Origin of the sequence: Microcoleus sp. AT8-A3 (assembly GCF_036705675.1) — a bacterium.
Classification (GTDB): Bacteria; Cyanobacteriota; Cyanobacteriia; order Cyanobacteriales; family Microcoleaceae; genus Microcoleus.
On sequence record NZ_JAUBVD010000003.1, the window covers coordinates 179,612 to 194,077 of the forward strand.

General features: G+C 43.9%; 12 protein-coding genes. 7 read left to right on the forward strand and 5 right to left on the reverse strand.

The features are described 5' to 3' along the window. Window positions 1-17: 17 nt before the first annotated feature. Window positions 18-941 (reverse strand): DUF2382 domain-containing protein, encoded by a 924-nt coding sequence (locus tag QUB51_RS03360; RefSeq protein ID WP_333053762.1) that lies wholly within the window; start codon window positions 939-941, stop codon window positions 18-20. Window positions 942-1,435: 494 nt separating this feature from the next. Here QUB51_RS03360 and QUB51_RS03365 point away from each other — a divergent pair, with 494 nt between their 5' ends. The 7 genes from QUB51_RS03365 (at window position 1,436) to QUB51_RS03395 (ending at window position 8,174) form a co-directional block, all read left to right on the forward strand. Continuing rightward, a complete protein-coding gene (locus QUB51_RS03365) occupies window positions 1,436-2,047 on the forward strand; it encodes a hypothetical protein (RefSeq protein WP_333259144.1) in 612 nt (203 codons plus the stop codon). Window positions 2,048-2,301: 254 nt separating this feature from the next. Further along, window positions 2,302-3,573, forward strand: coding sequence for an RNA-guided endonuclease IscB (gene iscB / locus QUB51_RS03370; RefSeq protein WP_333053764.1), 1,272 nt, complete (start codon window positions 2,302-2,304; stop codon window positions 3,571-3,573). Window positions 3,574-3,708: 135 nt separating this feature from the next. Further along, window positions 3,709-4,260, forward strand: coding sequence for an SH3 domain-containing protein (locus QUB51_RS03375; RefSeq protein WP_333053765.1), 552 nt, complete (start codon window positions 3,709-3,711; stop codon window positions 4,258-4,260). Window positions 4,261-4,274: 14 nt separating this feature from the next. Further along, window positions 4,275-5,396, forward strand: a complete 1,122-nt coding sequence (locus tag QUB51_RS03380) for a hypothetical protein (protein WP_333211180.1) — start codon at window positions 4,275-4,277, stop codon at window positions 5,394-5,396. Window positions 5,397-5,566: 170 nt separating this feature from the next. Then, window positions 5,567-6,571, forward strand: coding sequence for a mechanosensitive ion channel family protein (locus tag QUB51_RS03385; protein ID WP_333053768.1), 1,005 nt, complete (start codon window positions 5,567-5,569; stop codon window positions 6,569-6,571). Further along, a complete protein-coding gene (locus QUB51_RS03390; protein ID WP_333259141.1) occupies window positions 6,568-7,893 on the forward strand; it encodes a DUF2254 domain-containing protein in 1,326 nt (441 codons plus the stop codon). The genes QUB51_RS03385 and QUB51_RS03390 overlap by 4 nt, the downstream gene beginning before the upstream one ends. 17 nt (window positions 7,894-7,910) lie before the next feature. Next, the gene (locus QUB51_RS03395) at window positions 7,911-8,174 is read left to right on the forward strand and encodes a hypothetical protein (protein ID WP_333248169.1); all 264 of its coding nucleotides are present in this window, start codon (window positions 7,911-7,913) and stop codon (window positions 8,172-8,174) included. A gap of 84 nt (window positions 8,175-8,258) precedes the next feature. Here QUB51_RS03395 and QUB51_RS03400 read toward each other — a convergent pair whose 3' ends face one another. The 4 genes from QUB51_RS03400 to QUB51_RS03415 all read right to left on the reverse strand — a co-directional run bounded on the left by QUB51_RS03400 (window position 8,259) and on the right by QUB51_RS03415 (window position 14,460). Continuing rightward, the gene (locus QUB51_RS03400) at window positions 8,259-8,426 is read right to left on the reverse strand and encodes a type II toxin-antitoxin system HicB family antitoxin (RefSeq protein ID WP_333231720.1); all 168 of its coding nucleotides are present in this window, start codon (window positions 8,424-8,426) and stop codon (window positions 8,259-8,261) included. Window positions 8,427-8,639: 213 nt separating this feature from the next. Next, window positions 8,640-10,397: a GTPase gene (locus QUB51_RS03405; RefSeq protein WP_333231718.1), complete on the reverse strand. Its 1,758-nt coding sequence runs from the start codon at window positions 10,395-10,397 to the stop codon at window positions 8,640-8,642. A gap of 13 nt (window positions 10,398-10,410) precedes the next feature. After that, the gene (locus tag QUB51_RS03410) at window positions 10,411-12,927 is read right to left on the reverse strand and encodes a GTPase (protein WP_333259138.1); all 2,517 of its coding nucleotides are present in this window, start codon (window positions 12,925-12,927) and stop codon (window positions 10,411-10,413) included. A gap of 54 nt (window positions 12,928-12,981) precedes the next feature. Beyond that, on the reverse strand, window positions 12,982-14,460 hold the full coding sequence (locus QUB51_RS03415) for a hypothetical protein (RefSeq protein WP_333259135.1): 1,479 nt from the start codon (window positions 14,458-14,460) through the stop codon (window positions 12,982-12,984). Between the last annotated feature and the right edge of the window lie 6 nt (window positions 14,461-14,466).

The window sequence follows — 14,466 nt, forward strand, 5'->3', positions numbered from 1 at the left end:
GATACTATTTGGCTGAGTTAAAGCGGATTACGTTTTTTTCTATCCGATTCCCATTCTGTTTTTACAACATCTAACTCTTCGCGACGTACTGTGTCTGTTGCCTCAACCGTATCTTGCTCAACTTCTTTTCTGATTTGCACTTCCTCGCGCACGAACGCTTGCTTTTTGATATTGACGGTTTCTTCGTAGATTTCCAAATGTGCCATTTCTTCTTGATTGAAGGCGGTATCTGGAGTTACGCGACTCCCTACATATTCGGGAGTTGTGTGCTCAATCACAACTCGCTCTTTTTCTACAGGAACTTCCAGTTGTACCGTTTTGGTCTCAACTTGTTTGCCAATTATTACCTCGCCTGTTTTGCGACGGGTTTTATCTGCAACTAATCGTTCTTCGTACAGTTTGAGTTTTTGATGATCCTGTTCGTTCATCTGATACAATTGGGGCTCTCGCTCGTAAGTATAGGTATCCCGGTCATAAGCAGGATTACTAGCTTGAGGCAAGACAGAATGCGTTGTAGAAACTGGAACGGGTGCTTCTAAAGGTAATGATGCTTCTACTGGTACAGACGCTTCTACTGTTGAAGTTCGATAAATACCCCGCACTTGTTCTTCATAATCGTAATCAACTGCCATCCCATGCTCATACCTGGGTAGTTTTTCCACTTTGTCTTTACTCTGCAAACCTGTAGCGTAAACACGCCGCCCATTAAAATCAATGTGACAAAGAGCGATGGGAAGTAAAACTTTTTTGTCAAAAATCCAAGAACCAGTCTCTACCACAAAATAGCGGCAACGTCCTGTCTCATCTACCAGCACAGTATCGATCGTGCCAATTTTATCATCGGTACTTCCGCCATACACATCCAGCCCTTTGATATCATCGTCCTCAAAAGCGGCTTGGCGGTAGTTGGGATTAAAATCCTCAATTTTGTAAAGTAACATTGTTGTTTCCTGTACTATCTAGATCAACTTGTGTACCTACTTTAGATAGATATCAGTTCTAATACTTCCTTCTTATGAATGATTCAGCAAATTGAGAATCATCAAAAGAGCGATTTTTTTTTATATTTTTCTATCTTTAGGTAGATGAATTTATCTCTCCCCTACTGATTGTGATAAATTTATCTAATTATTCGTAGGTTGGGTTGAGCCAACTTACAACCTTTATGCCAAAAGCTCTCACAAGGATTTCTCAGGTTTTATTATCACTTCAACTACGCGAGAGCCTACAAAATTAAGGACATTTCTAACTAGCTGCTGGGGTTTTTTCTGGATGAGATTTCGCTCATAAATCGAAATTACTACTTTCGATCGTTAAAATCATCAAATAAGAAAATATTATGCCCCTCGGTAGATATTCTAGTAATACTTATTAAGTAAAATTAAATTACAAGCAACGAAAACAAGTAACAACGTAACGCAGGGGTTAATCTTTTATGACTTATCCAGATCGATCGGGCAGTCAACTCACTGATCCTACAATCGTCAATCCGCCGGTGGATTACCACGATCGAGTGAGGTGGGGGCCAATTTTGGCAGGAATTGCGATCGCTCTGGGTACTCAACTAATTTTAAGCGCTTTGGGAATGGCGATCGGATTAACCGCAGGTGCAACAGGCGCGGATGCAGGTTCCGTTGGTATTGGGGTCGTAATTTGGTCGATTATCAGTTTGCTGATTTCCCTTTTTTTAGGCGGTTGGGTGATGGCTCAAAGCTGCGGCCCGATGACCAAGAAAACAGCATTTTTGAATGCAGCAATTCTTTGGGGAGCTACATTAGCACTTAGTGCTTGGTTATTAGGAAGCGGGATATCGGGTGCTGTTGGCGCTGCCGCTGCTAATGCTGGAGAAATTGCCAATCAAGTACAACAACAGGGCGGCGTTAATATACCCAATCAAGCCCAGAATGTAGGCCCAAATCAAGTTCGCGATATAGCTGGTAATACAGCTAAAGCTACTTGGTCTTTTCTACTTGGCTCTTTGCTGAGTTTGGCAGCGGCAATGATGGGTGGTGCTGTTGGCGCTCGCAAACCTCGCGTTTATGCTTGATTAGCGGTCAACCACCCACCACTAATCGGAGTACCGATATAGTGGGGGCACAGAAATTGCCAAGTTGACCAGTCTAGGTGTTAAATCACTACGTTTAAGGCAAGTGTTAAAGACCTACCAGAGAATGCGTTGCTAGTTCTCTGCTCTAGAACTTAAAAGTTAAACAGGTGTAAGGGTTAAGCCAGTGCTTTTAAGATAGTTACCGACCTTAAACATTGACGAAGCTAACATTACCCCGAAAGGGAGGACTTAAAATGTCTAACTTTGTTTTTGTACTAGATACCCAAAAACGACCGCTCAATCCAATCCACCCAGGAATGGCCCGTAAATTGCTAACTAATGGCAAAGCTGCTGTTTTTAAAGGGTATCCATTCACACTAATTCTCAAGGTAGAGGTAACAGCAACCCAAAAACCAATCACTCTCAAAATAGACCCTGGCTCTCAAACCACTGGGTTCGCATTACTGCAAGGAGAAAAAGTAATCTTTGGCGCAGAACTGACTCACCGAGGTCAAGCTATTAAAGCCAGCCTTGAATCTCGTCGTTCATTACGTAGAGTCCGGAGAAATCGCCATACTCGTTATCGTCCAGCTAGATTCCTAAATAGAACTCGCCTTAAAGGTTGGCTAGCCCCAAGTTTGCAACATCGCGTTGAAACAACTATAACATGGGTGACTAAATTGATGAAAGTAGCCCCCATTGTTTCTATTGTTCAAGAACTTGTGCGGTTTGACTTACAACAATTAGAAAACCCGGAAATTTCTGGAATTGAGTACCAACAAGGCGTTTTGTGTGGCTACGAGGTTCGGGAATATTTGCTCAACAAGTGGGAGAGAAAGTGTGCTTACTGTGGTATTACAAATACACCATTACAAGTCGAACATATTCATCCCAAAGCTAAGGGTGGTTCTAATCGCATTTCTAATCTTTGCCTTGCTTGTGAAAAGTGCAATATCAAGAAAGGAACTCAAAATATAGAGCAATTCCTGTCTAAAAAGCCAGATGTTTTAAAACGGGTTTTGTCTCAAGCAAAGCGTTCTTTAAAAGATGCGACAGCCGTCAATTCAACTCGTTGGGCATTATTTAATCGGCTTAGCATGATTGGTTTGCCTGTTTCTACTGGCAGTGGTGGCTTAACAAAGTTCAATCGCACTCGATTAAGTCTAGCTAAAACTCACTGGTTAGATGCAGCTTGTGTTGGGAACGTTGAATCGCTGAAAATTTTAACAAACAAGCCGTTGTTAATTAAAGCTACTGGGCATGGGACGCGCCAAATGTGTCGTACCGATAAGTTTGGATTTCCATGTCGCTATGTTCCCCGGCTTAAGTTTGTTAAAGGTTTTCAAACTGGAGATATTGTCAAAGCAATCGTTACTTCTGGCAAGAAAGTTGGTAAATATGTTGGGCGTGTTGCCGTCAGAACAAGTGGTTCGTTTAATATTTCCGCATCAGAATTGGTGTCGGGGGTTAGCCACAAATATTGTTCAATTATTCACAGAAAGGATGGTTATTCGTATGCAGCATAAACCTTGCCCCCCTTGGACTCCCACCACGCTCCCTGAGTACAGGTGAGCGTGGGGGTCTCCAAGGGGGAAGACAGATGAACAAGCTAAAAACCTTTTCTAAGGTTTTGGCATAGAGATTTAAAAGGAGATAAAGCGATGCAACAGCAGAGTATCTGGCAAAAATATACCAGGTTAACAAGTTCGATCTTGTTAACGGCAACGGTATTAGTTGCTCCCTCGTTCGCCGCTAATACAAATCAAAAACAGATTCAAGGTGACTATCTACTAGCGCAAGCTTCAGACAACTGTCGCCAGGTTATTGCGAGGAATGGCCTTAATGTTCGGCGACAACCGACGGCTAACAGCGAAGCGGTTGGTATCATCGGTTCCGCACGAAATGTGACGATTCAAAATCTTGGTGAGAATGGCTGGGTACCAATTTCAGCCCCGCTACAAGGCTACGTATATGGTGGTTTTCTCGGAGCGTGTGAAGCCGCAACCGCCCCGCCTCCTACTGACTGCCGCCAAGTTGCAGCAGCCAGAGGAATTAATGTACATCAAGCACCTTCCACTGATGGGGAAAGGGTTGGAGTCGTCGCGAGTGGACGAAGAGTGACGATTGAAAGTATAGGAACAGATGGTTGGGTGCCGATTACAGTGCCTCTGAGAGGCTACGTCCAAGCTGAAAACCTGGCGTATTGTAGTTAATTGAAAAAACAGTGATGGATGACCAATCAAACCCCAAAAAAGAAACTAATTCACAGCAAAAACCTGGTTTGTTAAATTTCATTGCCGAGACAACAGAATCTGCACTGAATACAGGCAAAGCGGTTGTTGATACAGCAGTTGATTGGGGGGAAGCTGCTGCTAAACAAACTTATCGATTGATTGGACAAGCGACGCAAGGAACCGGAGATGCGGTAACTTATGTTGGCAATCTTCCCTTTGTTAAACAAGTGGCGGGGGTACTCAGGCTTGATTGGTTAGTTGGGGTCAGCGATCGCATCGACTTAGCCAAAGCCGAAGCTCAAGTCAATGAACTCCAACAAAAGTATCCCAATGAATATCCCAGCGAAATTGCCCATCGCATTATGGTGGAAAAAGCGATTCAAGCCGGTGGTGTCGGATTTGCTAGCAGCATTTTACCGGGTGTCGCGGCTGCACTGCTGGCGATCGATTTAGCGGCGACTACTGCGATTCAAACCGAAATGGTTTATGAAATTGCCGCCGCTTATGGGATGGATTTGCAACAGCCAGCCCGAAAAGGTGAGGTTTTGGCAATTTTTGGGTTAGCGCTCGGCGGTAGCAACGCCATGAGAGCTGGTTTGGGCTTTTTACGCAACGTACCGCTGGCTGGCGCGATGATTGGTGCGAGTACGAATGCTACGATGCTGTACGCGCTGGGATATGCGGCGCGCGAGTTTTACGAAGCCAAAGTGAGGGAAGAGACTGAAGAACCTGGAACCGAAACGCTGCAAGCGATTCAGCAACAAAGCGAGAAATATCTTGATGTGGCGATCGCCCAGCAAGCAGGAATGGATCAAATTATGGTTCACATGATTTTGGCAAGTTATCCCAACAAAAACTGGGAAGATATTCTGCCAGAATTGAAGGCATTGCAATTAAATGCCGATTCTCTCCAAAGGATTGCTGCTAACATCAAGTCCCCCAAACCATTGGGTGCATTGTTAGAGCAACTTAACCCGGACTTTGCAGTACCGCTATTAGCTCAATGCCGTCGCATTGCCGAAAATAGCGGAGAGGTTTCTGAAGCAGAACAGAGGGTGCTGGATGCGATCGCACAAAAACTCAACGGTGAAGATGTGGCTTCGATATCCACTTGAAAAAAATTGTTGGTGCGTTAGCTTTCGGCCTAACGAACCATCCCCAATATTTACTGGGGCTGTGTAAGTCCTAAATTAGTCTCACGTTAAAGTAATCTACAGCCTTAAGATAGAGTTTGACGTGGCTAATTTCACTACTATCAATAACGACTGATGCAAGAGGAACTTTTATGACAGCAGAAATATCTGGAGTCTGGGACAAGATTGAGAGCATGATCAATGACTTCATTGTCCTGCTGCCTAATATGATACTAGCGTTCCTTGTTTTCGGAATCTTTTTCTTTGTTGGGAGGTCAATTAAGAGAGCGGTCAGGCGGCTTACTCGCAACCACCGCCAATCCCGGAATTTGGGACTGGTTTTGGGAAGGTTAGCGCAGGGTATTACTGTTTTGGTTGGTCTGTTTATTGCCTTGTCGATTGTAATTCCCACATTTAGAGCAGGCGATTTGGTGCAACTGCTGGGAATTAGCGGGGTAGCGATTGGTTTTGCCTTTCGCGATATCTTACAAAACTTCCTAGCTGGTATCCTAATTCTGTTGACGGAACCGTTCCAAATCGATGACCAGATTGTGTTTAAAAACTTTGAGGGAACGGTAGAAAATATTGAAACTCGCGCTACAACAATCCGAACCTATGATGGTCGCCGGATTGTAATTCCCAATGCGGAATTGTTCACCAATTCTGTTATGGTGAATACCGCGTTTGATAAACGCCGGATGGAATACGACGTTGGTATCGGCTACGGGGATGATATTCACCGAGCCAAGGAGTTAATGATGGAAGCCATGCACAGTGTGGATGAGGTTTTGAATGACCCTGCTCCTGACGTGCTGCTGATGGAACTTGCAGGAAGTACCGTCAATATCCGCGCTCGATGGTGGATTGCTCCGCCGCGACGAATTGACGATTTGCGATCGCGCGACAAGGTACTTTCTGCGATTAAGGAAAAGCTGACTGCTAATGGCATCGACTTGCCCTTTCCTACGCAGCAAATTTTGTTTCACGACCAAACCGAAGAGACGGATGGCGATCGCAAACGTCAACGCGAAGGATGGCCCGCTGGTAATGGCGAAGTTCCCAAACCCCGCAGCATCAGCGGTTCTCTGCGACAACTAATTGAACAGCGATCGCAATCTGACGGCAACGGACAATCGCCACCCCACCACAACTCATGAAAAATGTCAAGTTAAGCAAAATTTGGGACTCGCTGCACTCTAGCTACTGGTTTATCCCAACCTTGATGGCGCTGGGGTCGATGATTTTGGCGATCGCCATGCTGACAATTGACCGCACGGGTAATATACCAAACTGGAGGTGGATTTACACGGGTGGAGCCGATGGTGCGCGAGCGGTTCTTTCATCGGTTGCCGGTTCAATGATCAGCGTTGTTGCTACAGCTTTTTCCATTACTATTGTGGCGCTTCAGTTGGCGAGCTCCAATTTTGGGCCCCGATTGCTGCGTAGTTTTATGCAGGATACGGGCAATCAAATCGTGCTTGGCACCTTCATTGCCACGTTTATTTACTGTTTACTCGTACTGCGAACCATTCATGCAGAAGGAGAAGGATACAGTCTCTTTGTACCCCAACTCTCGGTTACAGTTGGTACCGGATTGGCAATTGCCAGTATCGGCGTACTGATTTACTTTATCCATCACGCATCAACCATTATTCAAGCCTCCCATGTAATTACTCAGGTTAGTGGCGATTTAGACAAAGCTCTAGATCGTCTGTTTCCCGGAAAAATCGGAGAAGGTAAACCGAACAACTCGCGAAAAGTGGGAGAAATTCCGGCAAATTTTGACTCGGAAGCAAGTCCAATTAAAGCCACTGGCGAGGGTTATTTGCAAGCAATCGATGACGAGGAATTAATGAAAATTTCCCGTCAGTACAATCTGCTTGTACGTCTTAAAACTCGACCGGGAAAGTTTATCGTCAAGGGTAGCGATGTAGCGATGGTTTTTCCGGGAAAACAGGTGAATCAAAGCCTGAACCAAAAAATTAATGATGCTTTTATTCTGGGCAAAGAACGGAATGAATATCAAGATGTAGAATTTCCCATCGATCAGTTAGTTGAAATTGCCTTGCGTGCAATTTCTCCTGGTATCAACGATCCGTTTACTGCGATTCGCTGTATCGATCGACTCAGCGCCGGATTATCCCGCCTCGCTGAAAGGGATTTTCCCTCCCCCTATCGCTACGACGATGAACATAATTTGCGCGTCATTGTTGAAGGAGTGACGTTTGAAGGCTTAGTCAATACTGCATTTAACCAAATTCGCCAATACAGCAAATCAGATGTGGCGGTAACAATTCGCTTATTGGAAGCTATAGCTTGCATCGCCACTTACACCCGCAATTCCCAACAACGAGAAGCTTTACGCCGTCACGCGGAGATGATTTTAAATAGTAGCCGCGAACAAATCTCTCAGGAGCAAGACCAGAAAGATGTGCAAGAACGGTATCACCAAGTCATTAAAGCTTTAGGAGAGGATTAATTTTGTTGAGCAGAGTTATGGTAATAACAGCAGCTTTGCGATCGGCTCCTAATGCTTTAGCTTTAACCGCGCTGAGTGGCATTGGTTTAGCGCTGACACATTTATTTTGCGGCAAGTTGCGGTTTGCCCCTATTCCTCGCAACCGCTGGCTTTCAGCAGCAAGTGGGGTTTCGGTAGCTTATGTTTTTGTGCATATTTTACCGGAATTAAATCAGCACCAAGCGGTATTAAAGCAAGTAGAATCAGGAGTTATTTCCTATTTAGAACACCACGTTTATTAAATAGCTTTGTTAGGATTGACTGTATTTTAAAGTCTAAACGCTCTAGTACGCGAATTACTTCGCTTACTTGATATTCTGGGCAACCTAGGCATAGCTAACCTCTATGCTAGTTACAAACCTGGGAGTGATTTCGTCGGGTAAAGGACACTCTTCGAGATAGAGCCTTGTAGCTTCTTTGAGATTAGCGATCGCTTGTTCTATGGTTTCGCGTTGGTCAATTGTGCCGACTTCTGGACATTCGGCCATGTACATATCTTCTTCTTGTAAATGATGACTGTGAAGCTTTTAGTTTTCATTATATTTTTGCTTTCAGCATCAGAGGTTGCTTAGTTTCTATTTCCTAGTTTATCTTGGATGTAATTTTTTTGCAAGTACAGGGGAAGAGGCGCGATTCCCTACGGGATAGCTGCGCTTCACGCGCTTTGTGACAAGTTGGGACGTAAGGGCGATCGCGCTTTTTCAGATTCAAGTATTCGGGTTAGCTACTGCCTTCGTGATGTACTGGATAATCACGTCAAAATCCTTACGGATTTCTGCCAATTGTTTTACCCAAGTATTGGTAGTAGAAATCGATTCCTCTTCCTTCTGACGAGCGGCTGCAATTTGCTTCTCAATCTCTCCGTAAACTTGTTGCTCACATTCAAAGAGCTGTATTTCAATCTGATTTTCCAAGTCTTTTGCTATTGATTGAAATTGACTGGTAATATCGCGACGGACATCAGCCATTTGCCTTTCTCGCTCATGTTCCTGTTGCATTTGTAAAATATCTACTCCTACCGAAACAATTGCTAGAGCAGGCCCCAGGAATTTAGCAGCATTGCCGATATTTTTGGCAATACCAACCGCCTGCCAAGGCTTAAACTTGAAACCGACAAATTTGCCTACCTCCAAAACACCTTGATGTAGACCGCCTCCCACTACATCTATAGAACGTAGAAATCCTTGTTCAGCAGCCGTTTTTGCAAAACTCCTGGATGCCAAAGTGGTCAGCTTCACCCCGGCCGTCTCACCAATGGCTTTAAACCAGTTAACTTGGCTTTTGAGTCGCTCCACATCCATACCAGCCCCTAGATTTTGGGCTGATATGTTTTGACTTTTATCTAGGCAAGCAACAAAACTCTTGACTAGATCACCTTCTAGCACTTTTTCAACCTCCTGCCGGATCTCTTCAACTGCTATATTTACAGCATCTTGCAGTTTGGTTTCTGCTTTCTCATAGTGCTTCTGCACATTCAGTTCAGCTTGTTTATTCAGATTTTCAAATTTCTGATCGCTACCTACTGCTGCGGCAAGAGTGTTGCCTTCGCTAGCAACTCCTGATGACATCTCTAGGGCTATATTTTTAACCTTGGTTCGCAGGCGATCGCGCTCTTTACGCACTGTACGAGATAAACGGTTTAGCACTTCAAAAAAAGCAGAGTCTTCGCTAGAGTTGCGAGTAAAGCTCAACTGAGCCTCATCAACGCAGCTTAGAGCAATTCGGACAGGTGTATCAAAACGAGCAAGGGAGCCACGACGCTCTACAAACTGATTGAGAGCATCAATAAAAGTTGGAAAGCGGCTGATTTCCGTCAGGAAATCATCCTTGCCGTCAATGCCTTCACAGTAGTCTTTGGCATCAATAAAGCAGATCGGAAATTCATCAAGACTGTAAGGCTTCAGTGCATCGGCAAGACTTTGGCGGTAGTTGGAAATCTTTTGCTCTTCTTCTCCTGCTTCATCAGACATTTTATTGATGACTAACATCATTTTCCAGCGATAGCCTTTTTGATAGGCTAATTTCTTGAAATTCTCTGCTGTCAGTGAGTCAAAGAGCATATAGGTGAGGCAGAAAACCAGCAAGTCTGATTTGTTGATCGCTTCATAAGTAGTTTCATCGTGATCTTGGCGGTCTGTAAAAAGTCCAGGCGTATCAATTAGCTTGATGTCGTTCCAGTCATAATTGGTAGTTTTATCGGTAGCAATATCAGCATCAATGCGGATATCCCGCCGTCCTGTCATGGCAGAAATGATAGTTGATTTACCTGCACTGTACTGACCAACAAAAGCTACTCCGAGAATCCCCTGCTCTCGATAATCTTTTAATTCAGCCCGCACTTTTTTGCGGATAGCTGTTAGTTCGGTTGTGTTTCCCTGAGCCAGTAAGTTGTCAAAATTTACTAGCGTTTTCTTGAAAGATGCACCGACATCAGCGGCTTTAAAGTTGGGGTTGTTCTGAGTCATGGTAGTTTAGTCCTTATTTGGGAGATTTGAGATCGCTAAAGGAAATATCCTCTTGAAGGATGTGTTTAATATCCTCTAGTGATTTTAGTTGTTGAACTTTGGATTTTGTGACAATCTTCATGTTGCGCCCGAAATCTCGTTCGACTGTAGCAATGGTTTGGTTGATACACTCATCTGTCAGAGTTTCATTTTTTCCAGCACACCAGTCAATGATTCGCATAGCATAAGCACGATTGAGATAATTTTCTATACCTGATAACTTCTTTTTTGCTCTTTCAAAATGAGTCGCGATCGCATCTAGTCCTGCAATCAATTCTTCAAAATAGATGTTGATATTCGTGGTTACAGAATCAGAATACTTACCAAAGTCCCCCTTAGCCTGCTGTAGAGTCCTTTGCCTATGAGTGTTTAGCTGAGTTTCTAATGAAGTAGAGATATTTATAACAGCCTCGCGTCGCTTTTCATCTTTAGATTTAAACATTCCTGTCATCATGCTAAAAACACCAGTTCCAATCGCGATAGCGATACCAACAGGAGGAGCAACGAATAACGCTATAATAGTTCCTGCTATCCCTAGAAGACCTCCGCCAATTCGCACAAAATCTCGAAAATTGTTTGAATCCTGCTCAGTAAAGTTGAAATCGCTACTGCCAAGCTCAGATATTAGCTGTAATTCATTTCCTATTTCCTCCAGAACTTCCTGAACTTCCTTATTGAATTTTTTGCTAGCCTCTTCATAAGCTATCTTTAAGCGTTTTTCAAATCGAAGTGCTTTTAATTTTTTTTCCCATTCCTGCTTCATGGTAACTTCGTTACAGTTCCAATGATCTTCTGCAAAAGATGGAACAGCTTCTATAGCATCTTGAAAAATACTCTCGATTTGTTGCAGTAAAGAGTCTTTAGCATCCTTAGCTGCTTTTTGGATATTATTTTGGATTGCCTCACGCTTATTTTTCAGAGTTTGTGCCAATTTTTCATAGACTAAAGCTTGTTTATTTACCCACTTATAAGGCTTATCGATTTCGCCTACGGTAGAACCGAGAAGAGTTTGAGAGCGCCGAATTGCGCCATGATTAACCAGAGATACACGAATTGAATGAAGAAAATCCTGCATCCGACTTGCCTTAAAAAGCTCCTGTTTCTTCTTTGCGTGTTCAGGTTCGCGGGAAAGCTGCGCCGCCAACAGCATCACAGGAACAATATCGAAATAGTCATTAGCATAATGCTCGCGAGCGTAGCGACGGATACGTTCAATGTGTCCGCGTAGACCACTTTGACCATCCATCACAAACATTTTATCGGGGTTCTTTAAGAAATGCTCCAACCGGCGAGAGTCGCGCAGGTTATTCTTGACATTCAGTAAAATAATTAATGGCTTGGCTTTTTCCTTTAATAGCCGCAAGAAACCAAACTCACTCTCTTGGATGCTGTCATTGGTCACTACATAACAAATCACATCTGACTCGTCGATAATACTTTTAGCAATTTCTTCATCACTTTGGCCGCCCGGAGCGCCAATCCCAGGAGTATCAATGATGCGGATATTCTTCCACTCACACACCTGATTCAACCGAGTTGTGCGCTGCTTGCCTACACCGATCGCATCCCACCCACCATCTGTAATTATGGCGTGAAGAGTGCTTTTCCCCGCCTTAGTTCTGCCCATAAAAGCGATGCTGAAATGATTAAGAGCGCGTTCCTTGGCCCGAAGCGACTCCCGTACACTCTCAATTTCTTTAATAATTTCGGCAGTCAGAGAGTTTTTAGTATCCTCAAGTTGCTTGGCGACTTCCTTAGCAGTGGTAGCTTGATCTTTTCCACCTGTTTTATATTTGATGTCTTCGATAGCCACTTGAATATTTTTTGCCAACTTGGAAAGAGCTTTATCAGCACTTTCAAGTGCCAATTCTGCAAATTTGTAATCTTCATCAGCGATGACTGCACACTGACGAATTGCCTCGTCATATTCTGGCCCAGTTAACAGGATTTCCCGGCGTATTTGCTCAACTTTTTGCTCACTTCCAGTGAGCTTTGCTACATTATCCACTAATGCGCGTGAAAGGAGAGAATCAGCCCCTTTAAGGAAACGCGCACCTATAGAGGGTTTCTGTTGTTGGTTATGTTCGCCTATAAATCGAGTATCACTAAAGGCTCCAACTTCTGCAAGCTGCCGCTGTACTTCTCCCGGTGGCCAGTTCCAAATTCGTGCTACTTGTTCCGCCATCTCCCGTTCTAATGCTGAACAGAAACCGTCAACATAGGCGATCGCCAACATTTGGGACATGGCCTCAATTTGCTCACCGGGCGACACTTTCCGAGCTAAATCTTCTACAGAAAGGTGGTTTTCATCTTGAGCCAGAATTTTTTCCATCTCAGCTAGAGTGCGTTGAGAAGCGCTGATCTGCATTGCTAGTTCGCGTAGTGCTTTCGACTCTTCACTATGAATCTGCTGATCCGCACAGACCATGTGTGTGACTAATAGGAATGGGTAGTCTAGGTGTTCGGTGGTTATTGAGATTATGTCAGACATCTTAAGTTATTCAATATTTGGATTTTAATTAATTTTTTGAAATGTAAAAACCCTCTAGCCACTAAGATTGTCTGATGATTCAAGTATTACTTCTATTTCATCCGAATAAGCGTAAGCTTTTTGCCAAATTTTACTGATAACTGAGTCCGAACCAAAAGAAGTAAATACGCCCTTGAGTTCTGCAAATTCAGCTTGTAGAATTTGTCTTGATTGTGGATTTAAAGATTTATGCATTACTTTCTCTTGAAAGCATTCCTGAGAAAGTTCATACCATAACATATTGTTACTTATAAGCTCACTTAAGTATGGGCAAACTTTGTAATCAGTGGATTTTTCAAACTTCTGAGTTGCGAATTTAGCTGGAGCTATCACACCTGATAATTCCATATAGTTTACACCTACGCTTAATCTAGCATTCACTTTTCTGAATTCATCCAAGGCTGTATGAGCTAGATTAGTTGTTAATAATTTAGCTTGGGATTGAGCCGCTTCGATCAAGATTCTTTTTTGCTCTTCCTGCCTTAACCTTTCCTGTTCAGCTTCTTCAGCCTTTTGTAAATCTTCTTCAGCCTTTTGTAAAGCTTCTAGCTGTCGCTTAGCAGCAGCAGCTTTCCCAGTAGGAGTATTTTGATACTTTACATAAGCAATACTTGCTGCAATAGCTAGAATAACTGCCAAGGTGAAATTCACAAAAATCATGAAGAATGCTATTACACTCAAGATTATAAATGCAGCATTCCATTGATTGTCTGATAATAGTCCTGTTGACGTTTCATTAAAAATTTGTATTAAGGATGGCTCCTGAGTTGTTTCTGCATAGGAATTATTAGCCGAAAGCTGATTTGTAGTATTCACTCCTAGATTATGGGACGATTGACTTGCTCGTGCCACCAACTCAAACTCTCGATTCCAAGCCGGGAAATCCTCACCCGCCTGCTGCCCGTAAACCTTCACAGAAGCGATCGCCCCCGCCTTCAAATTCGTCAACTCCCTGCGGACAATCCTGATAGAAGCCTCCTCATCAGGAACCCGATCGCCCTCCAGCATCACTTGCAAACAACCATCTTGCAAACTCGCAGTCGCACTAATTCCCTTATTCTGTAACGGAAGATTTAACAGAGATGCGATCGCATCCACATCCCCAAGCTTAGCCCGTTCCTTCAAACTAAGCTGATTTGACTCCGTATTATCACTAGAACTTGCCCGCTCCTCTGTGACATTTGCAACAGGCAACTTTTGCCCCGCCCCTTCAAACTCTTGACTCCACGCCGGCACTTTTGCGCCCGTCTGTCGCCCGTAAACCTTCACCTTCTCAATCGATGCAGCCCCCAAACCAGCGATCGACTTACTCACCCACGGGGCCAAGACTTGCTGACTAGGCGCTTCTGCCGCTTCCAGCATCACCTGTAAACAACCATCCTTAAGGGAAGCTGCGGCGGTGATGCCCTTAGCTTGTAGCTGGCGGTTCAGCAGAAGCGCGATCGCCTTTGCATCTCCCTGTTTCGCGAGTTCCAAAATATTCGGTTGTGTCATAACAGG